Source organism: Flavobacterium sp. GW823-FHT04A11 (assembly GCF_058796535.1).
In genome coordinates this window covers 734,359-761,336 of record NZ_CM179503.1, presented here as the reverse complement: position 1 = coordinate 761,336, position 26,978 = coordinate 734,359, and the positions used below count along the sequence as shown (strand labels likewise).

Here is a 26,978-nt window from a genome sequence, read left to right as displayed (position 1 = left end):
TGCAGAACTTCATGCCCTTTTCTCAAATCACTTCAATAGAAGCAAGCCTAAAAAAAGGCATTCTTTTAGGCACCCCAAAAATTAAAATAGGTACCCCACTTTTAAATTATTACTATTATGAAAATCAATAAAATATCAATTTTGTTTTTATTGGATAAGGTAAAAACAAACAAACAGGGTAAATGTCCTGTAAAATGCAGAATCACATTTAGTGGGAAAAGAAAACCATTTTCAACAGGATTGTTTATAAAACCTGAGTATTGGTTTAATGATGAGCAATTAGCTAAGCCACCTAATGAAGACAATAATTACATAAATACTCAAATGAGCCTGATTAAGAATAAAATTAATCAGGCTTTTTTATTTCTACAAGTTCAACAAGACGCCTTTGATGTCGAAGATATTTATCTACAGTATAAGGGAGAAAATGTAAAATCGAACAAAACTATTTTGGTACTGTTTCAGGAGCATAATGATAAAATGGAGAAATTAGTAGGTAAAGATTATGTGATAGGCACCTTATGGAAGTTTAGGCAAGCACGAGAGTTGTTGAAAGCCTTTTTGAAATATCAGTATAAGAAGACAGACTATGAATTTGCAGATCTTAATCTGAAATTTCTTCTTGATTATGAGTTCTTTCTTAAAACCGAGAAAAATCTGAGTCAGGCTACTATAAACAAAACAATTCAAAGATTTAGAAGAATAGTGAGAATTGCTATTTCAGAAGATCATTTGGAGAAAGAACCATTTTTGATGTACAAAGTTAAGAGGTCAAAGAAAGAAGTTGTTTTCTTAACACCAGAAGAATTTGACAAGCTTGAAAAACATCAATTTGCTCAACAAAGACTTCAGCAAGTTAAAGATATGTTTGTTTTTTGCTGTTATACAGGCTTGGCATTTAATGAAATGTCAAAACTTGAACATAAACACATTGTAATAGGTTTTGATGGTCATAAATGGATTAAAATAAATAGAGAGAAAACAAAAAAGCTAGTCTCTGTCCCAATATTATCCAAGGCCACTAGCACAATAGAGAGGTATTGTTCTGAAAACTCTCCATTTATATTGCCTAGGATTAGTAATCAAAAGTTTAACTCCTATCTTAAAGAAATTGCTGAGGTTTTAGGTATTGAAAAGAAGTTTACACATCATACCGCAAGAAAGACTTTTGCTACTACAGTATTATTATACAATGATGTCCCAATGGAAATTGTGAGTGAGCTTTTAGGGCATTCAAAAGTTACCGTTACACAAGAATACTATGCAAAAGTTGTACAGAAAAAAGTAAGTGAGCATATGGGACTTTTATCCAGAAAGCTTGATATGTTGGATTAGTTAATTTTAAGATTTTTACAAAGCTTGCAAAGTTTGCAAGGTTTGCAGATTTTGCAGATTTTGCAGACCTTGCAAATAATTACTCTAAAAAATGTGATTTTTATGACATATAAATGGAAAAACTTTACTAGTGATAATCGCAGATCAATAGAATATGGTACTAACACAATAGAGGAGTGTGAATTAAATTTTCAAGATTTACCTACAGAAATTGATTTAATAGTAAAACCATTTTTTAAACATTATCAAACTGCTGAAATGCCCACGTTTAATAAGAGGTTGCTTGTGGATTTATTAGCACTAAACCGTTTAGATATATCATTAGAACAATTTATTACCATTGGATGTGCTTTGCAGTCTCAATGCAATATGGCTTTAAAGATGTATGAAAATGATGATTTAGTAAAGGATTTTGATTTGGAAAAAGAAAATTATAAATCCCTTTTTGATGTGTTAGAAAAGTTTCTTTTTGCTGAAAATCATAAAGATTTGAATTCTCTTTCTTTCAAGTTCAATTCTAGCGGAACAACAACAGTCAAGAATTTATTCGTTTTGAGAGATTTATATGAGGCTATCTGTATAGGATATGACATTAATAAAGATAATTTTCACGAGAGAAAGCTGTAATACTCTCAATGACTAATCAGGTAAAACTTTCTAAGCAAGGAGAAAAGATAAAAACTGACTATGCTCGAGCATTATATAATACTATAGAATCAAAGTTCACTAAAGAAGCTGACATATTAAGATTTATCGGGGCATTTTTTCACATCTTCCAAGTTCTAACTAATAATAATCAAACAGTAGAATTACTGTATGATAGTATTTTTGATACTTTAAAGTCAATAGACATCAAAAACTTTAAACATTATCTAACAAACAGACCAAGGATATTTCATGTTTAGTTTTTGAAACAAAAAAGTCTCTGTTTTTGTTTTTTTCTGTTTCAAATAGCCCTCTACATTCGACGTAATTTTGTTGCCGAAACAATGGGATAGTCTCATTGTAAATAAAAAACAAAATACATTATGAATTTAGATTCAAAACAAGCGGATTCTGAGGGTTCATCATCTTCTGCGCAATTAGTAAGTTTAAATAAAAAGATGCCAGATGAGGTGTTTGAAAACTTGCCTGAACCATTAAAAGCAATTACTTCAAAATTTGAAGGTAGAGAAAGAGATATTTTGCTCCTTTCATCAATAGGAGTAATAAGCTCTGTCCTTCCAAATGTCTATGGGGTTTATGACGGAAGGACTTTTAATAGTAATCTTTATGTTTTTATTGTTGCTTCTGCTGCTTCTGGAAAAGGAACAATGAATTGGTCAAAAAAATTAGTTGAGCCAATACATGAAAAACTGCTTAAAGAAAGTAATGCAAATAAAATTAGATGGAAACAATCTGAAGAAAGAACTAGAGGAGAAAAACCAAAAGCACAATTAAAAATAGTTCCTGCAAATACTAGTTCTTCTATGTTATATAGTCATTTGGAGGAAGCAAACGATAGTTTGTTGATGTTTGAAACTGAGGCTGATTCTCTTTCAAATATGTTAAAACAAGATTGGGGGAATTTCTCTGATTTGTTAAGGAAATCTTTTCAACATGAGACTTTATCACTTAGTAGAAAAAGTGATGACAGATTTATAGAAATTAAGAAGCCAAAATTGTCTATTGTTTTATCTGGGACACCAGATCAAGTGAAGCCATTAATTGAATCCAAAGAGAATGGGTTGTTAAGTAGATTTATTTTTTATGGCTTTGATGAGTTAAGTGGTTGGAAAGATGTATCTCCTAAAGCACATAGGATCAATTACGATGATTTTTTTGAAGAGCAATCAAAGTTAATTCTTGAGATTCATGAAAAGTTAAAGCAAAGTAAAGGTGTAGAAATAACTCTAACAGAGGATCAATGGGATAGATTTCAAGAGAAAATGCAGATAGCTTTAAATATCATTGTAGGAAATAATAAAATTGATTTTTTATCAGTAATTAAAAGATTTGGATTAATCTGTTTTAGGATATGCATGATATTAACGATATTAAGAAAGAAAGATAGAATTACTGTTCCTGAAAAAATAGAACTAGAAGCTATTGATGAAGATATGAAAATTAGTTTGATGATGGTTAAGAATTTGATTGATCATTCGCTTTTAATTTTTGATAAATACGAAAAAAATGTTGTCTCATTGACAATGACAGAGAGAAATCTATTAAATCAATTGCCAAAAGAATTTAAAAGAGGCAAGGGCTTAGAAATAGCCAACAAATGCTTTATACCCGAAAGAACATTTGATGAGATGTTAAAGAAATGGGAAAGACAAAAAGTCTTAGATAAAATAGCATATGGTCAATACCAAAAAAGAGCAATAAAATAGAACTACAATAATTGCAAAGTTTGCAAAGTTTAAGTCATCAATTAGAAGCAGATATCGTAAGGTATTTGCTTTTTTTATACATCAAATATTCATTTTAATATTAACAATTTTAAAGATTAAAATTATGCAATTAAAACAATCCGAAAGAAAACAAGTAAAGCTACGCTCAGGAATTAGTGGAGCATCGGGATTTGGTAAGACCAAATCAGCACTTTTATTAGCTTATGGTATGACTAATGATTGGAGCAAAATAGCAGTTATTGATACAGAAAACTCATCTGCATCTTTATATTCAGATTTGGGCAACTTCAATGTAGTTGATTTGTCAGCACCATATTCTCCAGAAAGATATGTAGAAGCTATTGAGCTATGTGAAAAATCAAATATCTCTGTGGTAATAGTGGATTCAATTTCTCATGAGTGGAACGGTGCAGGAGGTTGTCTGGAAATACATGAAAAACTTGGAGGTAGATTTCAAGATTGGGCAATTATTACACCAAGGCATCAGGCTTTTATTGATAAGATCCTTAATTCTAGTTGCCATATCATTACAACAGTACGACGAAAAATTGATTACACTATGGAATCAGAAAATGGTAAATCAAAGGTTGTAAAGCACGGGACAAAAGAAATAACACGTGAAGGATTTGAGTATGAGTTAACAGTCAATTTTGAACTAATTAATGATAACCATTTAGTAAGAGCAAGTAAAGACAGAACATCCTTATTTGCTAATAAACCTGAGTTTGTAATTACTTCTGCCACAGGTAAGCGAATTTTAGATTGGTGTAACGTGAAGCCAACTTCGATCAAAGAAATGTTGGATAAGATAGAAAGCTCATTATCTGTTTCTGAGTTAACAAAGCTGTACAATGAAAATCCATCTTATCAGGCAACATTAAAAACACAATTCACTGATAAGAAAATACATTTAGAAGGATTAACTAACCAACAAAATTTTAGTTCAAATGGACACAAGCATCTTTGAAATTAGCCAAGAGAGGGAATTACAAATAAAATCTGTAATTCCTGAAAGTAGAATTCTTCAAAGGAATGATAATACTATTAGTTCTAGTGCCTTGTATCTTCCGAAGCCATTTATAGAAGCAAATACAATGGAAGTGAATTTAAGCCACTTAAAAAACAATTGTGTTATACCAGTCTTTTCAAAAGATAATGAAAGGACAATTGCGCATCAAGAGTTTATTGAAATTGTTCAAGGATGTACAAGTAGAGTGTTTCCTAATCGTGTCTTTGATAAACCTGAAATTAGAGTTAGTCATGAAATCAAAGGTAGAATTCCCGAAGCGATACAAAAGCAAGCAAAAGATTTACTTGATCATGAGAGAACTCAGTATTTTGAGAGAATGGCTTTTATAAGAATTCCTAGTATCACAGAAACAATTAATGGTAATGAAATGAGCCTTGTAATAGGTGGTGTTCGAAGTTATAATTTAGAGAATTTATATAATAAGAAATCTTTTGAGAAGTTCAAGTTCTTTGTCGGATTTCAAGTAAAAGTTTGTTGTAATCTTTGCGTAAGTACAGATGGTTTTGCAGAAGAAATGAGAGTAACTAGCTATGTGGAGCTACAGTCTAAAATTATGGAAATTCTTCAAAATTATAATGCTGAAAAACATTTGGCACAATTAAACAAACTTTCCGAGTACTCTCTTTTAGAGCATCAATTTGCAACTCTATTGGGAAGAAGTAAGCTTTATCAGCATCTACCGAAGAAAGACAAGATCAATATTCCAGCATTGCATTTTAATGATGGACAACTCAATACTGTTGCTAGAGATTATTATGAAGATGAAAACTTGGAAGAGATTTTAATGGAGAGTTGAATCTTTGGAATATGTGTAATCTGTTCACGCAGGCTAATAAGAGTAGTTATATTGATACATTTTTACATAGGAATGTAAATGCCCTTGATTTTTCAAATAGTATTTCTAAGGCACTAAATGGTAGTAATAATTATCATTGGTTTTTGAGTTGATTAATGGGGCTATTTATTTAGCCCTAATAATTATTTGTTTAGATTGAAATATCTTACTTTTAAGCCATGTTTAAAATATAACAATGGAAAATTTTAGAGTTATTGGTTTAAGAATAGATGAAGGTTGCAATGTCAGAATTCATAAAGTATTAGAGCCAAAAGTTATTTATTATTTCTACACTGATATTATTATAGATGAAAAGTCAGAAGAGATAATTATAAATAATAAATATTGTAAAAACTTGTATGAACTTCCAAATGTTCATATTAATATTTCTGCCATAGCAGGTAAAAATGGAAGTGGTAAAAGCACGATACTTGATTTGTTATTTATGATGATAAATAACCTATCATATATGAATCAAGATTTTAAAAATCAATTAGATTTTATAAAAGGTTTGCAGGCATCATTATATTTTGAAACAGATAATTTTTATAAGCTTGTAATAAATGATAATACTTTTGAAGTTTTTAAATACTCGGATAATAAAATTTCTCAAACTGCCGAAACTAATTTTGAGTTGGATAAACTCTTTTATACTGTTGCAATTAATTACTCTCAATATGCATTAAACTCATTGGAAATAGGACATTGGATAGATGGATTATTTCATAAAAATGATGGATACCAAATACCAATTGTGATCAATCCAATGAGAACTGAAGGTAATTTCGATATTAATACAGAAAATAATTTAGCAAAATCTAGACTAATTACTAACTTGGTAAGACCGGTACAAGATGGAGATATTAATTTTAGAATAATAAGTGAAAACCTCATTGCTACGAAATTGAAATTAACTTCTAATCATAGAAATCTTCATGAAAAAATACTTTATACTAAAAGTGAAAAAAGAGAAGAAAAATCTAATGACACAACTTTTTCAAGTGAAACAAGAATTAACATAAAGTTAAATGATTTAAAAATTGATTTAAATTTAATTTTAAGTAAAGCAAGTGAGGTATATGGTTTTAAGATTTCCGATTTAGAGGTTTATGAATATGAAGACATCGTTAATCCTATTCTAAAATTAAGTCTTGATTATCTAGTTTACAAATTAGTAAATATTGCATTAGTTTATCCTAATTATGCACGATATTTTGACAGAGATGAAAATTCATTCGTGAATGATAAGTTTGAAAATTATCTTCAAGAACTCTTATTTGAAGATAAAAGTCATATTGGTTTTAAAATAAAACAAACACTAAATTTTTTAAAGTACCAACACTATAGTTTGTCAACACAAAGTTTAAAATTAGATAGTGTCACAAAAAAAATAGATGCTTTAATAAATGATCCAAATAATGATTTAACAGAAGAGAATAGGATAGAATTAATTCCTCCTCCAATTTTTAAAACAGAAATTATTTTGCAAACCATTAGAGGGGATAAAGAGATTGTTGAGTTTCATACGTTAAGTTCCGGCGAAAAACAATTGATTTATTCTGTTAGTTCAATTTTATATCATCTTATAAATTTAGATTCAGTTGGAAAAGGTATTAAGTATAATAATGTCAATATTGTTTTAGATGAAATTGAATTATATTTCCATCCTGATTTTCAAAGAAGGTATATTAAATATATCCTTGATAGTATTAGTGTCATCAAATTTAATAGTATCAAAAATATTAATTTTTGTTTCATTACACATTCTCCCTTTATACTGTCGGACATACCCACTTCGAATGTTATGTTTTTAGAATTAAATCAAGAGAAAAGTAAGTTTACACGACAAATTAGAGTATTAGCTAATACTTTTTCAGCTAATATACATGATTTATTAGCTCGGAGTTTTTTCTTGAATAATGGGTACATGGGAGAATTTGCAATTTATAAAATTAAAGAAGTGATTTCAAAACTTGATTTTATAAAAAAAAATATGCAAAACATCAACAGTGAATATCTTGAAAATGAATTGATTAAGATTAAAGATGTAATTGATATTATTGGTGAACCAATATTAAAACAAAAAATAAATGAACTTTTTGAGGAATCAACTGTAGGTTATGAATCGACAGAAGCAAAAATAAGCAGATTGGAATTTGAATTAGCTCAAGCAAAAGAAGAACAAAATAAAAAGTAACATATGATTAAGATTGAAAAAGGCTATAGTAGTTTAAAAAATACAGCTGTTACACTTGATGTCCTTGCATTAGAACACTATACTAGGCTTACAACAGTTACTGGAAATTATAAAATTACGCCTTTAAAAAAGCTAAAAGAAGAATTAAGAAAAACTCTTTTAATAACGCCTCGTGACGCTGATGTTCAATTGAAGATCGAATTTTTACAGAAAGTTACTGATGATAATGAGTTTAAAAAATTAATAATTGCACCTTTAAATGATTTTTCAACAATTATTAATGAGTATGCTAGATTTAATACTTTGTTTGAAAATAAAGGCTATAAGAGTTATGTGGAATTATTTGGGTATTCTAGAATAAGAAAATTAAGGATGATGTACACTTTTGCTCTGGATCTTGGTATTAAAACATGTCCTTACTGTAATAATCACTATGTTCTAACAATAAAAAAATCAAAAAAGGCTAATCTTCATTTTGATCATTTCTATTCAAAAAGTAAATATCCATTCCTTTGTTTATCCTATTATAATCTCGTACCGTGTTGTTCAGTCTGCAATACAGCTAAAAGTGATAAAGATTTTAATATTACTAGTTATATTCACCCTTATTTTGATTCTATTAATGACAAATTTGATGTAATAACAGATAAGAACTCGATAATAGATATGATTTTGAGGGGAGATAGAAAATTTGCAAATTTATCGATAGAATTAAATCCAAAAAAAGGATATGAAGATTTAGTCAAAGCGCATGATTTAGTCTTTAATTTAAAACAAGTTTATAATGAACATAAAGATGTTGCTTTTGAAATATATTCTAAACAATATATTTATACTGATAGTTTTATAGAAACTTTGAAAGGGACATTTGCAAAAGAGTTCTCGGATAACGAAATTGAAAGGTTTATTTTAGGAAATTATACATTAGTTGAAGAAATAAACAATAGACCTTTAGCAAAGTTAATGCAAGATATTTATAAGGAGGCTAGAATAGTAAAAGCAACGAAAAAGTAATCTAATCTGGTTTAAGGTTAAATAATTCACTGACTTTTTTTTCGATGATTTTTTTGAAAGGTCTGAAACTTTTGTATTCATATGATTTTGAATTCATTAATTTGATCTTTGTTTTCAGGTTTACAATTGACTTAATAGTAATCATGCCGCGATTGCTATATCTAATGCCCAGTCAAAACCTGATGCTCTTAAACAAAACCTTACTGTCCCTGCATACTGCATATCTGCATGGGCTAATTGCTTAAGTTCTTCCATTTTTCTTGAAATTTCTTTAACTCTATCATATTCATTTTTGATTTTTTCTAGATCTAATAGGTCAGATATTTCACCAATTAAGGTGTTTGCTTTCTTATAAAGATCTCCTCTTGATATTTTCATATCAGGTTTATTGAGATAATATTTTTCAATTGAAAACAATGCTCTTTTGTAATCAATTGAATTTTTGTCTGTATTTCGAGGTTGAGCTTTTCCTTCCAAATCGAATCCAATTTTAAAAGTATCTGATAAAATGATAGGATCTAGTAACAAGATTTCTTCTTTTTCGGTAGAATCACCATAATCATTCGCTTTGTTTTTAGAAACAGGAAAATGACTTTTTTTACGAATATTGGGTGCGGGGCCTGCGTATCGATAATTCATCCATTGAAATGCAAGCCACCAATACCCTCCTTTATTATTTCCTAATTCATCTAGAGCTTCTTTTTTAGGTCTAAAGTGATCAACATGACTATGTGCTCCATCATTTATTGATTCAGAATACCAACATTTTTTGTTTCTAATATCTCTTAAGTGCTCTTTTAATTCGCCCCATAATTTTTCATTTTTGTCTATTATCTGATGTTTCTCAATCAAAGTTTTAGCTGCAATTAGTTCTTTTTCAACTAGTTTTGCTTTGTCTAGCCACTCCTTTTTAGGAGGATGGTTTTTTAAATCAATATGAATCATTTTTCATCATTTTTTAATAGATTCTGTAAGATCTCATGAGCAATCTTTTCTTTTATTTTGTTGTCTTCAGTAGATATACTTTTGGCAATGTTTCTTTTCTCTTTTGTATAAGCAATAAGAAATTTTTCAAATAAAGGATCTCTATCCACGTGATTTATTCCTAGGTTTAGTAACTCATTAAAAAGTTTTTGTAATCGAATTTTGTCTTTCTCTGTAAAAGAGCCTTCATCTCTTTTTAAAAGAAGTTCATTTCTTTCATAAATTAGCTCTAAAGTGTCTTCGTCAAGTGTACTTGGGAGTTTAAATAAATCACTAGTTAATATTCCAGCAACTCCTAAACCTTTTGGATCAAAATCAGGTTCAAATGTTTCTATTTTTTGATAATCTTTCCCCTGATCATCTTTACTTTTAATAGTTTGAAAAATTCTAATTTCTTCCTTAGTTAGCCCTCCAATAACCAGTGGGTCATGTGTTGTCATTAAAATTTGACTTGATTCATCTTTACCCGAATATTCTTCCAGTAGATTCATGTATTTCCATTTCCATAAAGGATTTAAGTGAGTATCTGGTTCATCTAAAAGAATTAATGATTCGTTTTCTTTTGTAAATCTTAACAAGCCTAAAACTGTCAATAATTGTTGTTCTCCTTCTGATAATTCTTTGAAAGTAATTTCGCCATTGACATTAACTTTTTTAACTTTGACTCTTACTTCTTGAATTAAATCTGATATATAGGTGCTCTCTAAACTCTTAAAAAATTCGGTGTTTGTGCCATATTTTTTGGCAATTTCTATTAATTTATTTTGATTAGAAATGTAAAGGTATAGCTGTTCTTGCTTATGACTTCTTCTAAAGTCTTCCCTAACTGTGTCTTCATGCACTATTGGAGCTAAGGATGCATCCCATAGATCATTTAAAAAATTACGAACGACCCCTTTGGAAGTCCAAAAATTTAATGGATTTGCATCTTTTTTGTTTTTTGCCCACACAGGCTCTTTTAATACAAAAAGAACTGATTCTAAACCTGTAATACCAAGAAATTCTGTTAAAAAATCACTAACTTTTTTATCTGAAAATGCATAAAATGCCATTAAAACAAAATAACTATGTATTTGTCTTGCATAAAATAATGGTCTTGGCGGTGCATCAATTCCTTCTAATAATGCTTTATAAAAACGCGTTTGGTGTTTGTCGAAATGTTCTAATAATCTGTTGCTAATTCCGGAATAATAACTAAAGACATATTTAGGCAAATAACTTTCTTTGTTATGTTTAATAAGAGTTTTAGAGATTGGTTTTACTGTGTATAAAATTTGATTATTTTTTGTTGTAATACCACTATAAAATTGAAATTTACCTTTGGTATCTGGCCCTCCAACAACTCTAAGTTTTTTATTGCTACATTCGTACTCAATTGAGTAATTAAAACTTGTGAGCTCTTCTAAATCTAAATCTCTGAATATAATAACAATTGCCTCCAGTAAATTAGACTTACCGGCTGCATTTTGGCCTAATAGAACAGTACTCATTTTTTTACCATTCAAATCAATGGTAAAATTTCTTAAATTTTTAAACTCTTCTATATATATATTATTAATCCTCATATCAATTCAAGATAGCCTTTTTCACTACTTTCTTTAATGGATTTTACGATTTCTATTTGTTTTTTAAGCTCAGCATAAAAAGAATCTATATCATCTGGGAATTTAGACATTTTCCAAAGATCCTCAGCATGTAACTTGCCATTTTTTTGTAATACTTCTACCAAATCCATAACTGTTGTTTTACTATTGTACATTATTTCCCTTATATCTGCTTTATTTGGCTTTTTTATAGCATTAGTATTTGTTAGTAAATTGTTTTCATCGCCCAATAATTCTGATAAAAATGAGCCCATTAGTTTTTCAGCATTTTCAATAGATGAAATTATATCTTGTTCAAGTAAATTAAAGTTTAATTGGAATTGATTAATTTTTTCAATTATAACATTTTGTTCCGCAATTGATGGTAAAGGAATTAATAGTTTTTTTAAGCTTGTCATACTCAAGCCTTCTCTTGATACCCCAACCTGTACTTCCATTATTTTTTCTTTAAAATATGGAGAAATGATTACATTATGTACATATTGTCTAGTATCTAATTCAATCATACGAACTATTGCAACGTGCTGACTTACGTTAGCAGTTTCAAAATCATCATCGATTAATGTGCTTCGCCCAATGGAACCTCCTGTAATATTTAAAAGAATATCTTTTGCAAAAACCTTTGTCCCTTTCATTCTTTCATGAACCTCGTTCGTAATAAAGACTACATCATCAAGAAATAATCCTTCGTTATGAATATTTTGAGATCTAAAAAACATTATTCCTTCCGATATATAAACTGATTTCCCTCCTTTTGGAGTACTTCCTGCACCAAGTTTCTCTGAAATATCTTGTATTCTGCACCACTCCCAAGTTTCTGGAATTTGGAAGGGAATTTCATTTTCAGTGATTGTTGATGTTGATATTTCTTTTTTTATCTTTTTCTCCTTAACGAGTTGTTTTTTTCTATCTTTAATTCTATCTAATAAGCTAATTGCGGATTCATCTGGTACATTGTTTAATCTCCAATCTCTAGTCAGCCTTCCTTCAATTGCCTCTTGTATTATTGATTTTTTTATTAAGGTTAAATTTTTTCGTTGGAGTTTTATTTCTTGGATTAATTTTTTGTTGTTAATTTCAACTTCCTTAATTTTATCAATAATTGTTTTCTGTTCATTTTTTGGGGGTAAATAAATGTCTAAGTCAAATATTTGTTTTGGCTGAATTCTTTTCGATCCAACACCTTTAGCTAAACTTTCGAGTTTTAAATAGAAATTATTCTTTAAAAAAAAATAAAAAATCCATTCGGGATAGCAAGAATCATTAATATCAAATGCAGGTATATCCTGACTTGATTCAAAACCATCTAATTCTTTAGGAATTATTCCAAATGCTCCCTTATGTAAATTTTGTTTGCCATAAACAAATTGCCCCTCTTTTCTTATGTAATATTTCGTAGCTCCTTTTTTGTCTTTTGTAATAGGTCTTTTTTCTATACCCAATACATTAAGTTTTACTCGAATACGATTGTCTGCATTTGGAGTTGCTGAAATGACTTTAGATTCGGTTAAAAGTGTTCCTAATTTTACTTTATTCCAGTCTTTCATAAAAGAGCATTTTTAATTTCAGCTAATAATTGAGCACTTTTTTGAAAAGAAATATCGAGTATTGATAATAATTCTTCCGTTGAATGTATTGTTTTTTCTTCTGAATCAAGATTATTTTTTTTTATATCCAAATCGAAATTTCTTTCTTTTATTTCATTTATAGAAACTTTCCAAGAATTTTTATTTTCAGTTCGATTACCCCACCATTTTTTAATTTCATCGAAGTGTTTAATATCAACAGGTCTAGAGGTGCTAAAGTTTTTTATTCCTTCAGGGTAGGGCATTTCATAGTACCAAATTTCTTTTGTTGACTTCCCTTTTTCAAAGAAAAGTAAATTTGTTTTAATTGGCGTATAGGGGTTAAAAACACCGTTTGGTAATCTTATGATTGTGTGTAAGTTACATTTTGTTACGAGTTCTTCTTTTATTCTTGTTTTTACTCCCTCACCAAATAAAGAACCGTCAGGTAATACTACAGCTGCACGACCATCCTTTTTTAGAATTTTAATAATTAGCGCCAAGAACAAATCTGCTGTTTCTTTAGTCCTAAATTCTTCAGGAAAATTTTTCTCAGTTCCATCTTCTTCTTGTCCACCAAAAGGAGGATTTGAAAGCACAATGTTTACTTGGTCTTCAGTTGTCCAACTGTCATATTTGATTGATAATAGATTTCCTTTAATTATAGCTGGTTTTTCAATACCATGAAGTATTAAATTAGTAGTGCAAAGTAAATGTGGGAGCGGTTTTTTTTCTACTCCTCTTATAGAATTCTGAATGACTATTGAAGTCTCATCAAAATCTTTTAGCTTTGATAATCTATCCAAAGAACAAGTAAGAAATCCTCCAGTACCGCAAGCAGGATCTAAGACACTTTCTCCTATTTGGGGATTAACCATGTCAACCATAAATTGAGTAACTGCTCTAGGTGTATAATATTCACCTGATGATTTAGCACTTTGTAGTTCTTTTAAAATTGATTCATAAATATCGTTAAAAACATGTCTATCCTTATTGTTTTTTGAAAAATCTATTTTATTTATTTCATTAATGACTTGACGAAATAGATTTCCGCTTTTCATGTAATTATAAGTATCATTAAAAACTGATTTTATAATTACAGATTGATCTGTATCTGTGGGGTCAATTGTTTTTAAAATCGGAAATAAATCATCATTGATAAATGCTATTAATTCTTCTCCGGTTAATCCATTTTCATCTGCTGCCCAATTCTGCCATTTTAATTTTTCAGGGATTGGACTTTTATATTCCTTTCTTGTTTTTTTCCACTCTTCTTCTTTGTCTGCAAATATTTTCATAAAAAGCATCCATACCATCTGAGAAATACGTTGTGCATCTCCATCTACGCCCTCGTCTTTTCTCATTATGTTTCTAATGGATCTAATTATACTTGTTGTACTCATTTATTGTTTTTAATTATTTTTGATATTTTGCTTAACTACATTTGAAGTTTTTTCTATAAATTTTTAGTAAATTCATGTCAATAGCAATAACCATTAAGTTTAAATATTGAATCGATATTAATCTGATAAAACTAATTTTAAGTAGTTATGAAATTTAGATTATAAATATATTATTTTATATAATAGTTTAAGCATAAATGATGTTATAAAAATTGATTATGAAATTTATAATCTAAGTAACTATTAATTAGTGGTAAACAACATGTTTTTGTCATTTGCCACAATTAATTATTAAAAAAAAATCTGCTCATCATTTTACATATTCGTAATCCACCTCTAAACCTCCCCCCTCCCTTTTTATAACTTACTAAATACCCCACTTATTCTGAGCGAGAAGAAATTTTTTGCTCCTGATTTTTAAAGCATTTTTTCCTTCATAAAAATTCAAGTTGAAAGCCGTAATTTTTCAAGAAGAAAGGATGCTTTGGAATCAGGATATTATCAACTCAAAAAAACAAAAACATGGTACGAATTGTAAACTATCAAAAAAGACAAACAGAGGAAGGGAAACCATTCTTTGTTTTAGAAATCCAAAGTGGAATTGAAATGGTATTAAGCACCAAAACAGGGCAATATTACGCCACAGCAAAAAAAGCGAATATCTCATCTACGTTTGATGAGGAAACCTGTAAGGCATTATTAGGAACTGATATGCCAGGAAGCATTAGAAAAATGGATTCAGAACCTTATGAATACACTGTTAGAGAAACAGGAGAAATTATAATGTTAACCCATAGGTATGTTTATCAGCCAGAGATAAATATTCCTAGTTCCACTAGCTCTAATAAAGGGGTACTTGAAAATGATTTTGCTACGAAAATAGAAACATTCTCTCGTAATGGTCATTTAGCGGAAATGTCAATTCAATAATTAAGAAGTGTTAGTTCTTGTATGGTATATCTATATTGGTTTTAACACTTAAATTCTTTATGGAAGTAGCAGAAATAAAAGTTTCCTATTCGAATAATAACTTTGAAAGGATAAAAGTAACAAATAGCCAAATTTTATATAATCTGGTTTTGAAGCAGTGGGATTTAGATCTTATAGAATTCCAAGAAGAAGTGAAAATCGTACTTCTTAGTAGAGCTAATATTGTGTTAGGAATTCATGAAATGTCTAAAGGGGGAACTTCAGGAACTGTGGTGGATATTAAAATAATTCTGGGTATCGCACTAAAATGTAATGCCTCGAGTATTGTAATAACACATAATCATCCAAGTGGTACTTTAGAGCCTAGTGAGCCTGACAAATCAATAACAAAAAAGCTTAAAGAAGCCTGTAGAATATTAGATTTAAATCTTCTTGATCATTTAATAATTACAGGACAAGGATATTATAGCTTTAGTGATAATCTCATATTATAATTTCTAGTGTGCAGGGAGATTGTTGAGGTCTTATGATAAAGTAAAAGTGTATACGTGTTATTACTTGATTGTATTTAATACAAAATACACTTTTTACTTTTATCCAATACATATATAGATAGCTAAATCTTACTCGTTGTTAGCACTGAACCTCATAAGTTCTTCTATTGTAATTTCAAGTCCTTCACAAACCTCTAATAAATAAATGTAAGTAGGATTTATTGCACCTCTTTCCAATCTTGCAATTGATTCCCTATCCTTATCAATATTGTGCGCAAGTTGAGCTTGAGTTAATCCTTTGGATTCTCTTATTTCTTTGATCTTCTTGCCAAATCTTTGAAGTGTCTGCTCTTTATCCATTAGTCAAAATTTGACCTTTGGGTTGAATTTTAGAGGAACGGATGCGTTACGTGGTTGATTGATTCGTATCTATGTACTCTAAATTATGAAATTATAAACGTCAAATAAATTTTAAGTAAATCTAATATGAAAAAAATTATAGCGCTTTTGCTAATGATGAAGTCATTTGCTTCAATTGGTCAAAATCAATATTTTTCAAGTTATTACACTGAAAATGAAAATGTTTTTAAATATCCCACTACTGTATTTTTTGATTGGGATTCAAAGTCTCTTAGACATACAAATGGATTTAATATCTCTAACTATCCATTAAAGCTTAGAGATGTTAAAGATGATTCTGAAATAAAGGTTATCATTTTGGAACCAGACGTTAACCCCGATAATTATAAGAGTGAGGTTTTTAAAAGCTTTGGTTTAGAGGATTTCAAATATATATTGGAAATGGATTAGACGATTTTAGAGGATTAGTCGAGATAATTACATATCCTAATTCTCAGAAAGTTAAAATTATTAAATACAAACTCTAAACGAATTAAAATGACAAAAACTTTGCAATTATCAATCTTATTACTGATTTCTATGTTTGCAGTAAATTGTAGCAATGATGAAAATTCTACGAGTGTAAGCAAGGAAGAAGAAAAGCTTGTCGGGACTTGGGAAGTTATAAGTACCGGAAATAGAAATTTAACTACAGGAGTAGAAACTATAAAGCTAAATACTAATGCTTGTAAAAACAGCTATACCTTTAATAGCGATAAAACAATCAACTATAAAAATTATTTTGATTGTTCAGATATGGACGAAGAAAATGGCACGTGAAGTTTAGTAAATGGATTATTAATCCGAACATTCCCTAAAGGTGTTACAGTCGTAATGAAAGACAATGTTGTTTTTATGAGTGGCTATAAAATTAAATTATTTAAAGATGGAGAAACTTCAAATTTTACAATTTATGAAAAAAAGACAGGTACAAATACAGTAAATACTAGTTACAAAGTTGAGGTAGGTGGTACATTAAAAACAAATAGTTGTGATGTTTCAAGTAATTCCTATCTATAAAAGTAGAATATCTTTCAGATGACAACGTTAAAAGCAGTTTAAGTTTTAGTGGAAACACACAAGAAGCAGTTTCTAAAGAATGAAAATCTTTCAGGTAAAATAATAGGAATCAGAATTAAGCTCTTAAATTTTAATCCAGCTAATTCTGGGAGCGGGAGAGGTACTGGAATTTCAAATCTGAATTTAAAAATAACAGGTAATCAATCAAGTGAAATTCTTTATTCTGATTCTAATTTGGGGAGCTTATTTATATGTCAAGATTCAGTGTATGAAGCTTTATTTCTATACAATACTTTTGATAGAACATTTACTCCTACATTCAAATCCTATGGATTTTAAATTTGATAAACAATTAGTTTTGATTACATAAGTTTATGAAATATGGTTAAGATAAATCTGAACTAAGAAATGCAATTGTTAATTTTCAAATGAATATATCTAGATGAGATTTTTAAATCTTAAATTTAGTTTAGAGGCATTCATTTCGGACACCCAATATTTGATGGCAAAAAGAAAGACTTGCAATATAGGGATTTACCACACGTTCTTCGAGCCCAGGTGGGACCACAGTTTTAGTAAAGCCTTTACAGCAATGTAGAGGCTTTTTTTATACATCAAATTTTTGGAATCTGGTTGAAAACCTGTAGATTATTATTCGCATCAGATATTATTTAATTAAAATTGTACAGGAAAATTTTTTAATCCACGAATTATGGAGTTTGCTTTAAAGATTCTGGAATAAAAATAAGAAACATTTCTTATTTTTAATTAATTAATTGTAAATCAATATATTCGGTTTTGTTTTTTTATTTGTGAAAAAATAATAGGGATGAAAAATAAAAAGTTCATCAAAATGAAATCAAAAAATAATACTCACTAGTTTGGTTGTAATTATTAAAACCAAAGATTAAAATTATTCGTAAATAGAGAAACATGTGTTACAATATACTGTAGCATGTAATTTGTTGATTCCATAAAAAAACACGCAAAAAATTGCAAAGTTTTTTCGTTTAAAAAAGTTGGATTTCAGACAAAATCTTATACATTTGCCAAAGTAATAAAGCGTAAAACATTGTTTTTGTGCGAATTATAATAAAAAAAGTTGAATTTAATAATGTACCTTGCTGTTAGTCAGTAAGTTGAGATTTATGAAAATAACAAAGACTGTTTTTTTAGTATTATTTGTAACCTTGATAAGTATTTCAAGTGTTATAGCAGGACCAAATCCGCCAGCACCAACGTCAACATCAAGGTCAGCGGCTGCACCGCCACCGCCTCCTCCCGGAGGAGCTATTGATCAAAACTTAATGGTTTTATTGGTTGGCGCCTTAGCTTTCGGAACATATACCATATTTAGATATAAAGGCATAAAAAAAGCTTCAATATAAATTGAAGCTTTTTTTATGGATTAACTTTTCGATTATTTGTTTATCAAATAAAGTCTCGAAATATATTTTCCAACTACATCAAACTCCAAATTGATTTTAGTTCCCACTTTAAAGTTCTTGAAATTAGTATTTTCAAAAGTATAAGGTATAATCGAAACGCTAAATTCATTTGTTTTAGAGTTTACAACCGTTAAGCTAACTCCGTTTACGGTAATCGATCCTTTTTCTATAGTGATATTATTTGCATTTTTATCATATTCAAAAGTATAATTCCAGCTTCCGTTTGCTTCTTCAATTTTAATACAGGTTCCGGTTTGGTCTACGTGACCTTGTACAATATGTCCGTCAAGTCTGTCTCCCAATTTCATTCCTCTTTCAAGATTTACAATATCGTTTACCTGCCATTCGCCAATATTGGTTTTTAAAATGGTTTCATCTATCGCTGTTACGGTATAAAAAGAATCTTTTATATCGACAACGGTTAAGCAAATTCCGTTGTGCGAAACGCTTTGGTCAATTTTTAATTCATTTGTAATTGATGAATCGACAGTTATATGAAGATTGTTTTGGTCTTTTCGTATTTCGTGAATCCTTCCTAGGGTTTCTATAATTCCTGTAAACATTGTTGTTTTATTTTACTAAATTTGCACATCAAAATTAGTAATAAATAATCTGAGCTCATGAATAAAAAAGCAGAAAATATAATTGTTGGAATTTCAATAGGAGATTTAAACGGTATTGGAAGCGAAGTTATATTAAAAACATTCGAAGATTCTCGTATGTTAGAACTGTGTACGCCGGTTATTTTTGCAAATGCCAAAATACTTTCTTTTGTAAAGAAAAGCTTTACTTCGACAGTTCAGTTTCATGGTGTAGATAAATTAGATCAGGTAATACCAGGTAAGGTTAACGTCTATAATTTATGGAAAGAAGGAGTTGATATTAATTTGGGTGCCAATGATGAGAAAATAGGAACTTATGCTATCAAATCATTTGTTGCCGCAACTAAAGCTTTAAAAGAAGATTTAATTGATGTTTTGGTTACAGCGCCTATCAATAAATACAATATTCAGTCAGAAGAATTTAAATTTCCGGGACATACAGATTATTTAGATCAGGAATTAGAAGGAAATGCTTTGATGATGATGGTTCAGGATAATTTAAGAGTAGGGTTGTTGACCGATCATGTTCCTTTAAATGAAGTTTCATCTCATTTAACAGAAGAATTAATTACAAGAAAAATCGAAACAGTAAGAAAATCTCTGATTCAGGATTTTAGTATTGTAAAGCCGAAAATCGCCGTTTTAGGATTAAATCCACATGCCGGTGATGGAGGAGTTATAGGAAAAGAAGACGATTTGGTTTTAAAACCGGCTTTAAAGAAAATATTCGATTCGGGAACGATGGTTTTTGGTCCGTTTCCGGCAGATGGTTTTTTTGGAAGCGGTCAATATGAGAAATATGATGCTATTGTAGCGACTTATCACGATCAGGGATTGATTCCGTTTAAAACACTTTCTTTCGGGAAAGGAGTTAATTATACAGCCGGATTAAATAAGGTGAGAACCTCTCCGGATCACGGTACAGCGTATGATATTGCAGGAAAAGACATGGCAGATTACAATTCGTTTAAGGAAGCAGTTTATCTCGCGATTGATATTTTTCGCTCGCGTAATCAGTATGAGGAGATTAGCCAAAAACCTCTTAAAATAAAAGAAAAACAGTTATAAACAAAAAAAGGTGAATAAGATTATTAGTTTTACAATAATTTTATATCTTTGCACCCCAATTCGGATATCTAGTTTAGATATGAAGAGGACAAATTGATGTTGAAATGAGCAAAACAAAAGAATTTTTAATTCCATTTATTGGATTAAAGCTGGGAAAACACCATTTTGAGTATCAGATAAGTAATGCGTTCTTTGAGAACTTTGATTACGACGAATTTCAGAGTTCGGATATCAAAGTAAATTTGGTTTTAGATAAGAAAAGCAACATGTTAGAGTTGGAATTCAAACACAAAGGAACTGTAAATGTGCCTTGTGATCTGACAGGCGAAGATTTTGATCTTCCTATAAAAGGAAAAATGAAATTGATTGTTCGTTTTGGAGATGAATTCAATAATGATAATGAAGAATTGCTAATCCTGCCGCATGGCGAACATGAATTAGATGTTGCGCAATACATTTATGAAATGATTGCACTTTCGGTACCGCTAAAACGAGTTCATCCAGGCGTAAAAGACGGAACTTTACAAAGTGAAGCTTTAACAAAACTGAATGAATTAACAGTAAAAGAACAAAAAGAAGAGAGTAAACAAGAAGAAGATATTGACCCGCGTTGGGACAAACTAAAGAAACTATTAACGGATAAATAATATAGTAAAATGGCACATCCTAAGAGAAAAATCTCGAAAACAAGAAGAGATAAGAGAAGAACACATTATAAAGCTACTGTAGCTCAAATCGCTACATGTCCTATTACTGGAGAAGCACATTTATACCACAGAGCTTACTGGCATGAAGGTAAAATGTATTACAGAGGACAAGTTGTTATCGATAAATCTGAAGCGGTTGCTTAATACGTTTTTGTAAATTATACTGGAACTCTCACATAGTGAGAGTTTTTTTTGTTGGTTATAATTTTCGGTTTTTAAGAAAATAGATACAAATTCGCTTCGTTTTTTTTTGTACTTTTCAAGTCTTTTAAAAATTTTTCAAATAATAATATTTGGAAGGAAATAATAGAATATAATGAATACAATCACAGCCGCAATTACCGCTGTTGGAGGCTATGTTCCAGACTTTGTTCTTTCGAACAAAGTATTAGAAACAATGGTAGATACCAATGACGAATGGATTACCACTCGTACCGGAATTAAAGAAAGAAGAATTCTTAAAGATGCTGATAAAGGAACATCGTTTCTTGCTATAAAAGCAGCACAAGATTTAATAGCAAAAGCTAATATTGATCCATTAGAGATTGATATGGTAATCATGGCAACAGCTACTGCAGATATGCCGGTAGCCTCTACAGGAGTTTATGTTGCAACACAAATTGGAGCTACAAATGCATTTGCATACGATTTGCAGGCTGCATGTTCAAGTTTCTTATACGGAATGTCAACTGCTGCGGCTTATGTGCAGTCAGGTCGATACAAAAAAGTACTGTTAATTGGTGCAGATAAAATGTCATCAATTGTAGATTATACAGACAGATCAACTTGTATTATTTTTGGAGATGGAGCAGGAGCTGTTTTATTCGAACCAAATTATGAAGGCTTAGGCTTACAGGATGAATACTTACGAAGCGATGGACAAGGACGCGATTATCTTAAAATTCCTGCCGGAGGTTCTCTAATACCTACTACAGAAGAGACCGTAAAAAACAGACAGCACAATATTATTCAGGACGGAAAAACCGTTTTTAAATTTGCTGTTACCAATATGGCTGATGCAAGCGAATTGATCGTAAAAAGAAACAATTTGACTAATGAAGATGTAAGCTGGTTAGTGCCACATCAGGCAAACAAACGTATTATTGACGCAACTGCAGGCAGAATGAATCTTGATGATTCTAAGGTATTAATGAATATCGAAAGATATGGTAATACAACTTCAGCTACTTTGCCATTAGTACTATACGATTTTGAACACCTATTGAAAAAAGGAGATAATATTATTTTTGCCGCTTTTGGTGGTGGATTCACTTGGGGATCTATCTATTTGAAATGGGCTTACGATAAAAAATAAATTAAAACTAAAAACGAATCATTATGGATTTAAAAGAAATTCAAAACCTAATCAAATTTGTAGCAAATTCGGGAGTTGCAGAAGTAAAGTTGGAAATGGATGATGTAAAAATCACGATCAGAACAACTTTAGAAGGAAACGTTACTGAAACTACTTACGTACAACAATTGCCAGCACAGGCGCAATTGCCACAAGCAGTTGCTCCACAACAAGCTCCAGCTGTTGTAAACGTAACTAGCGAAGCATCTGTTCCTGCAGAAGATTCGAAATTCATTACTATAAAATCACCAATAATTGGTACTTTTTATAGAAAACCATCTCCAGACAAGCCAGTTTTCACTGAAGTAGGAAGCACAATCGCTAAAGGTGATGTTCTTTGTGTAATTGAAGCAATGAAATTATTCAACGAAATCGAATCAGAAGTTTCAGGTAAAATTGTGAAAATTCTTGTAGATGATATGTCTCCGGTAGAATTTGACCAGCCTTTATTCTTAGTTGATCCATCATAAAAAATTTAGATTTTAGATTTTAGATTTTAGAATGAGAAACAATTGTGAATCATCTAAAATTATCTAATGATCAAATTGTCTAATTATCTAATTAAAATAAAGATGTTTAAAAAAATATTAATTGCGAATAGAGGAGAAATTGCACTTCGTGTAATTCGTACATGTAAAGAAATGGGAATCAAAACTGTAGCAGTTTACTCTACAGCCGATGCAGAAAGTCTACATGTTAAGTTCGCTGACGAAGCGGTTTGTATTGGTCCTCCTCCAAGTAACTTATCGTATTTGAAAATGTCAAATATTATTGCCGCTGCCGAAATTACAAATGCAGATGCAATACATCCAGGATATGGATTTCTTTCTGAGAATGCTAAATTCTCAAAAATTTGTCAGGAACACGGAATCAAATTTATTGGTGCCGCTCCTGAAATGATTGATAGAATGGGAGATAAAGCTTCTGCAAAAGCGACAATGAAAGCGGCAGGAGTTCCATGTGTACCAGGTTCAGAAGGATTATTAGAATCTTTCGAACAAACACAAAAATTAGCTAAAGAATTTGGTTACCCGGTTATGCTTAAAGCAACTGCCGGTGGTGGTGGAAAAGGAATGCGTGCTGTCTGGAAAGAAGAAGAGCTTTTGAAAGCTTGGGAAAGTGCACGTCAGGAAGCTGCTGCTGCTTTTGGAAATGACGGTATGTACATGGAGAAACTTATTGAAGAACCACGTCATATTGAAATTCAGGTTGTGGGAGATTCTTACGGAAAAGCATGTCACCTTTCTGAAAGAGATTGCTCAGTTCAGCGTCGTCACCAAAAACTTACTGAAGAAACACCTTCGCCATTCATGACAGATGAATTGCGTACTGCAATGGGAGAAGCTGCTGTAAAAGCTGCTGAATTTATTAAATATGAAGGTGCAGGAACTGTAGAATTTTTGGTTGACAAACACAGAAATTTCTATTTCATGGAAATGAATACCCGTATTCAGGTAGAGCACCCAATCACAGAACAGGTTATTGATTATGATTTGATTCGTGAGCAAATTATGGTAGCTGCCGGAATTCCAATTTCAGGAAAAAATTACTTACCGGAATTACACGCTATAGAATGTCGTATTAATGCCGAAGATCCTTATAATGATTTTCGCCCTTCACCAGGAAAAATTACTACGCTTCATATGCCAGGAGGACATGGAGTTCGTTTAGATACTCACGTTTATTCAGGTTATAGCATTCCGCCAAATTACGATTCAATGATCGCTAAATTAATTACTACGGCACAATCGCGTGAAGAAGCTATCAGCAAAATGCGAAGAGCTTTGGATGAGTTTGTTATCGAAGGTGTTAAAACAACAATACCTTTCCACAGACAATTAATGGATGATCCGAGATATATTGCAGGAGATTATACAACTGCATTTATGGATACGTTTAAAATGAATCCAATACAAGAATAAATTAAAAGGCTGTCAATTTCGACAGCCTTTTTTGTTTTACATCGATATTATATAAAAAAGCCGATCGTATTTCAAATTATAGCCCAAGGTTTCAACCTTGGGAATGAATTGCTAAATGCATTGCGGTCCAAACGGTTAAAACCGTTGGCTATGTTTATAAAAACTGTCAATTTCGATGGCTTTTTATTTTAACCCTATTACAAACCCGACAGATTTTTGAAATATGTCGGGTTTCGTGTAATAAAATATATCCTATAAAATTCTATCACATTTCAATTATAGCCCGTGGTTTCAACCACGGGAAGCGAATCGTAATCATATATCCTTATATTTTGTTCCAACGGTTGAAACCGTTGGCTATGTTTTGATATTGTTTTGATAATCTTTTTATGTCAAACCCGACAGGTTTTAAAAACATGTCGGGTTTCGTTTTTTAACAAGTAAACACTTTTTGTGTATACTTTTTACACACATTATCAATGAATTACACACTTTTTGAATTTGCTGATTTTTGGCACAATACTCCAAAAGCCTTTAAAGACAGGCTTTTAGGCGAATTGGAAGGTTACGATTGCATTACGGCATAATAATTTCATTATCTAAAGCGTAAACAACTATTAACTACATTAAATATATACACTATGAAAAATTTATTTTTATCAGCCGCAATCGTTTTGGGAAGTTTTACATCATTTGCTTCAGCTTCTCCAATTTCAAATACAATCGTGAAAACAATTTCTATTGAAGAAGAATATACAGAAATTAAATTAGAAGAAGTACCAGCTGCAATTACTGAAGCTTTGAAAAAAGCATATCCGGAAGCAGTTATTAATAAAGCATACAAAAACGAAAAATCAGAATACAAAATCGAGGTTACGGTAGGAGACAAAGTAGGTTCTCTTTTTGCTAACGCAGATGGAAGCTGGATTAAAAAATAATTTTAATGAACACAAATGTTTATTCAAATTAAGAATACTAAAATAAAATTACGAATACTAAAATACAACTATTATGAAAAATCTATTTCTATCAGCCGCAATCGTTTTGGGAGGTTTAACATCATTTGCTTCAACTTCGCCAATTTCAAATACAATCGTAAAAGCAGTAACTATTCAGGATGAATATACTGAAATTAAAGTAGTAGAAGTTCCTGTAGCAGTTACAGACGCACTTAAAAAAGCATATCCTGATGCAGTGCTTACAAAAGCATACAAAAATACAAAATCAGAATATAAATTAGAAGTTGCCGTGGGAGACAAAGTAGGTTCTCTTTTTGCTAACGCAGACGGTACCTGGATTAAAAAATAATCCGGATAATACCTTTTCTCATTCCAATTAATAATACTAAAATATAACTATCATGAAAAATTTATTTTTATCAGCAGCAATCATTTTGGGAGGTTTAACATCATTTGCTTCAACTTCACCAATTACAAATACAATAGTAAAAACAGTTTCTATTCAGGATGATTACACAGAAATTAAACTGGAAGAAGTTCCGGCTGCAATTACAGAAGCTTTGAAAAAAGCATATCCGGATGCAGTTCTGACTAAAGCTTACAAAAACACAAAGTCTGAATATAAATTAGACGTTACTGTAGGTGACAAAGTAGGTTCTCTTTTTGCTAACGCAGATGGAAGCTGGATTAAAAAATAAGTCGAATAACCAACGACTTCAATAAATATTATTACAACTAAAAAACTATATTATGAAAAAGTTAATCTTATCAGCGGCAATCGTTCTAGGAGGATTGTCTATGCAAGCGGGAAATACAGTGGTTTTAAATTCAAATATTAGAACAGTAAATTTTCAGGACGAATATAAAGAAATCGATGCTGTTCCTGCAGCAATAAAAACAGCTTTAGATAATGCTTACCCTGGTGTAAAACTGGAAAAAGCATATGTAAACGAAAAAAAAGAATATAAAATCGAAATTAGCGTTAGAGATGTAAAGTCTATTGTCTACACTGATGCACAAGGTAATATTCTTAAGAAATAATTAATTAAATATCAACCCAAAAAACAATCACTATGAAAAAGTTACTATTATCAACAGCAATCGTTTTAGGAAGTTTTACTGTTAATGCAGCGACGGTTCCGTTAAGAACAAATTCAATGAATCAATCAGTAGCTATTCAGGATGAATACACTGAAGTTAGTGCTGATGCGGTACCAGCTGCAGTTAAATCGACGGTTGAAAAATCTTTTCCGGGAACTAAACTTGAAAAAGTTTATGTAAACGCAAAGAAAGAATATAAACTTGAAATCTCTAAAGGAGATAAAAAATACACTGTATTCACAGACGCTGAAGGAAACATCATTAAAAAATAATTATTATGAAAAAGATAGTCCTTTCAGTATCGATCGTTTTAGCTAGCTTATCAATTTATGCAACTACAACTTTACAATCTGAAATAGTGAAAACTGAAGTTGCTATACAAGCCGAATATACTGAAATAAGCGCCGATGCGGTTCCTGCAGCTGTAAAAACAGCTCTGGAAACCGCTTATCCTGGAGCAAAAGTTGTAAAAGCTTACGTAAACGATAAAAAAGAATACAAATTAGAAATATCGGTTAAAGACCAAAAGGCTACTGTTTTTTCAGATGTCAATGGTAACTGGTTAAAAATATAATTAGGTGAATTAGATTTATGTTTTTGGTGAAAAAGAGATT

The 26,978-nt window shown here is 30.6% G+C and carries 32 protein-coding genes; 26 read left to right on the top strand and 6 right to left on the bottom strand.

Features of this window, described 5'->3' with window-relative positions:
- Positions 1-117: 117 nt before the first annotated feature.
- The 8 genes from AC3QL1_RS03485 to AC3QL1_RS03450 all read left to right on the top strand — a co-directional run bounded on the left by AC3QL1_RS03485 (position 118) and on the right by AC3QL1_RS03450 (position 8,804).
- Positions 118-1,335, top strand: coding sequence for a tyrosine-type recombinase/integrase (locus AC3QL1_RS03485; protein ID WP_492495137.1), 1,218 nt, complete (start codon positions 118-120; stop codon positions 1,333-1,335).
- Positions 1,336-1,437: 102 nt separating this feature from the next.
- Entirely contained in the window at positions 1,438-1,962 is a 525-nt protein-coding gene (locus tag AC3QL1_RS03480; RefSeq protein ID WP_492495134.1) for a hypothetical protein, read from the top strand.
- Between the two features lie 401 nt (positions 1,963-2,363).
- Positions 2,364-3,707 carry a DUF3987 domain-containing protein gene (locus tag AC3QL1_RS03475; RefSeq protein WP_492495133.1) on the top strand — a complete coding sequence of 448 codons (1,344 nt, stop codon included), beginning with the start codon at positions 2,364-2,366 and terminating at the stop codon, positions 3,705-3,707.
- Positions 3,708-3,831: 124 nt separating this feature from the next.
- Positions 3,832-4,695, top strand: coding sequence for an AAA family ATPase (locus AC3QL1_RS03470; RefSeq protein ID WP_492495131.1), 864 nt, complete (start codon positions 3,832-3,834; stop codon positions 4,693-4,695).
- Positions 4,676-5,554, top strand: coding sequence for a DUF3871 family protein (locus AC3QL1_RS03465; protein ID WP_492495129.1), 879 nt, complete (start codon positions 4,676-4,678; stop codon positions 5,552-5,554). The genes AC3QL1_RS03470 and AC3QL1_RS03465 overlap by 20 nt, the downstream gene beginning before the upstream one ends.
- An 11-nt stretch (positions 5,555-5,565) precedes the next feature.
- Positions 5,566-5,706: a DUF3871 family protein gene (locus tag AC3QL1_RS03460; RefSeq protein WP_492495127.1), complete on the top strand. Its 141-nt coding sequence runs from the start codon at positions 5,566-5,568 to the stop codon at positions 5,704-5,706.
- Between the two features lie 83 nt (positions 5,707-5,789).
- Positions 5,790-7,790: a hypothetical protein gene (locus tag AC3QL1_RS03455; RefSeq protein WP_492495125.1), complete on the top strand. Its 2,001-nt coding sequence runs from the start codon at positions 5,790-5,792 to the stop codon at positions 7,788-7,790.
- Positions 7,791-7,793: 3 nt separating this feature from the next.
- Positions 7,794-8,804, top strand: coding sequence for an HNH endonuclease (locus tag AC3QL1_RS03450; protein ID WP_492495123.1), 1,011 nt, complete (start codon positions 7,794-7,796; stop codon positions 8,802-8,804).
- Positions 8,805-8,945: 141 nt separating this feature from the next.
- Here AC3QL1_RS03450 and AC3QL1_RS03445 read toward each other — a convergent pair whose 3' ends face one another.
- From AC3QL1_RS03445 to AC3QL1_RS03430, 4 genes are read right to left on the bottom strand one after another with little or no spacing between them, the layout of a single operon-like run.
- Positions 8,946-9,749, bottom strand: a complete 804-nt coding sequence (locus AC3QL1_RS03445; protein WP_492495121.1) for an HNH endonuclease family protein — start codon at positions 9,747-9,749, stop codon at positions 8,946-8,948.
- Positions 9,746-11,353, bottom strand: coding sequence for an AAA family ATPase (locus AC3QL1_RS03440; RefSeq protein WP_492495119.1), 1,608 nt, complete (start codon positions 11,351-11,353; stop codon positions 9,746-9,748). The genes AC3QL1_RS03445 and AC3QL1_RS03440 overlap by 4 nt, the downstream gene beginning before the upstream one ends.
- Positions 11,350-12,939 (bottom strand): restriction endonuclease subunit S, encoded by a 1,590-nt coding sequence (locus AC3QL1_RS03435; protein WP_492495117.1) that lies wholly within the window; start codon positions 12,937-12,939, stop codon positions 11,350-11,352. Before AC3QL1_RS03435 ends, AC3QL1_RS03440 begins: the two co-directional genes overlap by 4 nt.
- Positions 12,936-14,360 (bottom strand): class I SAM-dependent DNA methyltransferase, encoded by a 1,425-nt coding sequence (locus AC3QL1_RS03430; RefSeq protein WP_492495115.1) that lies wholly within the window; start codon positions 14,358-14,360, stop codon positions 12,936-12,938. The genes AC3QL1_RS03435 and AC3QL1_RS03430 overlap by 4 nt, the downstream gene beginning before the upstream one ends.
- A 522-nt stretch (positions 14,361-14,882) precedes the next feature.
- Here AC3QL1_RS03430 and AC3QL1_RS03425 point away from each other — a divergent pair.
- Positions 14,883-15,290, top strand: a complete 408-nt coding sequence (locus AC3QL1_RS03425) for a hypothetical protein (RefSeq protein WP_492495113.1) — start codon at positions 14,883-14,885, stop codon at positions 15,288-15,290.
- 59 nt (positions 15,291-15,349) lie between these two features.
- Positions 15,350-15,784 (top strand): JAB domain-containing protein, encoded by a 435-nt coding sequence (locus AC3QL1_RS03420; protein ID WP_492495111.1) that lies wholly within the window; start codon positions 15,350-15,352, stop codon positions 15,782-15,784.
- Positions 15,785-15,913: 129 nt separating this feature from the next.
- Here AC3QL1_RS03420 and AC3QL1_RS03415 read toward each other — a convergent pair whose 3' ends face one another.
- Positions 15,914-16,144, bottom strand: a complete 231-nt coding sequence (locus AC3QL1_RS03415; protein WP_492495109.1) for a helix-turn-helix domain-containing protein — start codon at positions 16,142-16,144, stop codon at positions 15,914-15,916.
- 126 nt (positions 16,145-16,270) lie between these two features.
- Here AC3QL1_RS03415 and AC3QL1_RS03410 point away from each other — a divergent pair, with 126 nt between their 5' ends.
- The 4 genes from AC3QL1_RS03410 (at position 16,271) to AC3QL1_RS03395 (ending at position 18,591) form a co-directional block, all read left to right on the top strand.
- Entirely contained in the window at positions 16,271-16,594 is a 324-nt protein-coding gene (locus tag AC3QL1_RS03410) for a hypothetical protein (RefSeq protein WP_492495108.1), read from the top strand.
- 87 nt (positions 16,595-16,681) lie between these two features.
- Positions 16,682-16,963, top strand: a complete 282-nt coding sequence (locus AC3QL1_RS03405) for a hypothetical protein (RefSeq protein WP_492495106.1) — start codon at positions 16,682-16,684, stop codon at positions 16,961-16,963.
- A 54-nt stretch (positions 16,964-17,017) separates the two neighbouring features.
- Positions 17,018-17,203: a hypothetical protein gene (locus AC3QL1_RS03400; protein ID WP_492495104.1), complete on the top strand. Its 186-nt coding sequence runs from the start codon at positions 17,018-17,020 to the stop codon at positions 17,201-17,203.
- 1,148 nt (positions 17,204-18,351) lie between these two features.
- Positions 18,352-18,591 carry a hypothetical protein gene (locus AC3QL1_RS03395; RefSeq protein WP_492495102.1) on the top strand — a complete coding sequence of 80 codons (240 nt, stop codon included), beginning with the start codon at positions 18,352-18,354 and terminating at the stop codon, positions 18,589-18,591.
- A 32-nt stretch (positions 18,592-18,623) separates the two neighbouring features.
- On the opposite strand, the gene AC3QL1_RS03390 is transcribed toward AC3QL1_RS03395, so the two are convergent.
- The gene (locus tag AC3QL1_RS03390; protein ID WP_492495101.1) at positions 18,624-19,214 is read right to left on the bottom strand and encodes a riboflavin synthase; all 591 of its coding nucleotides are present in this window, start codon (positions 19,212-19,214) and stop codon (positions 18,624-18,626) included.
- Positions 19,215-19,271: 57 nt separating this feature from the next.
- Here AC3QL1_RS03390 and pdxA point away from each other — a divergent pair, with 57 nt between their 5' ends.
- From pdxA to AC3QL1_RS03330, 12 genes are all read left to right on the top strand, one after another.
- Positions 19,272-20,321, top strand: coding sequence for a 4-hydroxythreonine-4-phosphate dehydrogenase PdxA (gene pdxA / locus AC3QL1_RS03385; RefSeq protein WP_492495099.1), 1,050 nt, complete (start codon positions 19,272-19,274; stop codon positions 20,319-20,321).
- A gap of 104 nt (positions 20,322-20,425) precedes the next feature.
- Positions 20,426-20,968, top strand: a complete 543-nt coding sequence (locus tag AC3QL1_RS03380) for a YceD family protein (RefSeq protein ID WP_492495098.1) — start codon at positions 20,426-20,428, stop codon at positions 20,966-20,968.
- Positions 20,969-20,977: 9 nt separating this feature from the next.
- On the top strand, positions 20,978-21,172 hold the full coding sequence (gene rpmF / locus AC3QL1_RS03375; protein WP_031455170.1) for a 50S ribosomal protein L32: 195 nt from the start codon (positions 20,978-20,980) through the stop codon (positions 21,170-21,172).
- A gap of 172 nt (positions 21,173-21,344) precedes the next feature.
- A complete protein-coding gene (locus tag AC3QL1_RS03370; RefSeq protein WP_264535354.1) occupies positions 21,345-22,343 on the top strand; it encodes a beta-ketoacyl-ACP synthase III in 999 nt (332 codons plus the stop codon).
- A 23-nt stretch (positions 22,344-22,366) separates the two neighbouring features.
- Positions 22,367-22,852 carry an acetyl-CoA carboxylase biotin carboxyl carrier protein gene (accB, locus tag AC3QL1_RS03365; RefSeq protein ID WP_492495095.1) on the top strand — a complete coding sequence of 162 codons (486 nt, stop codon included), beginning with the start codon at positions 22,367-22,369 and terminating at the stop codon, positions 22,850-22,852.
- Positions 22,853-22,954: 102 nt separating this feature from the next.
- Positions 22,955-24,304 carry an acetyl-CoA carboxylase biotin carboxylase subunit gene (accC, locus tag AC3QL1_RS03360; RefSeq protein WP_492495093.1) on the top strand — a complete coding sequence of 450 codons (1,350 nt, stop codon included), beginning with the start codon at positions 22,955-22,957 and terminating at the stop codon, positions 24,302-24,304.
- Between the two features lie 641 nt (positions 24,305-24,945).
- Entirely contained in the window at positions 24,946-25,242 is a 297-nt protein-coding gene (locus AC3QL1_RS03355) for a hypothetical protein (protein WP_492495091.1), read from the top strand.
- Between the two features lie 73 nt (positions 25,243-25,315).
- Positions 25,316-25,612, top strand: coding sequence for a hypothetical protein (locus AC3QL1_RS03350; RefSeq protein WP_264535350.1), 297 nt, complete (start codon positions 25,316-25,318; stop codon positions 25,610-25,612).
- Between the two features lie 52 nt (positions 25,613-25,664).
- Positions 25,665-25,961 carry a hypothetical protein gene (locus AC3QL1_RS03345; protein WP_492495089.1) on the top strand — a complete coding sequence of 99 codons (297 nt, stop codon included), beginning with the start codon at positions 25,665-25,667 and terminating at the stop codon, positions 25,959-25,961.
- Positions 25,962-26,013: 52 nt separating this feature from the next.
- A complete protein-coding gene (locus AC3QL1_RS03340) occupies positions 26,014-26,304 on the top strand; it encodes a hypothetical protein (protein ID WP_492495087.1) in 291 nt (96 codons plus the stop codon).
- A gap of 32 nt (positions 26,305-26,336) precedes the next feature.
- Positions 26,337-26,636 (top strand): PepSY-like domain-containing protein, encoded by a 300-nt coding sequence (locus AC3QL1_RS03335; RefSeq protein ID WP_492495086.1) that lies wholly within the window; start codon positions 26,337-26,339, stop codon positions 26,634-26,636.
- Between the two features lie 5 nt (positions 26,637-26,641).
- The gene (locus AC3QL1_RS03330) at positions 26,642-26,938 is read left to right on the top strand and encodes a PepSY-like domain-containing protein (protein ID WP_492495084.1); all 297 of its coding nucleotides are present in this window, start codon (positions 26,642-26,644) and stop codon (positions 26,936-26,938) included.
- Positions 26,939-26,978 lie beyond the last annotated feature (40 nt).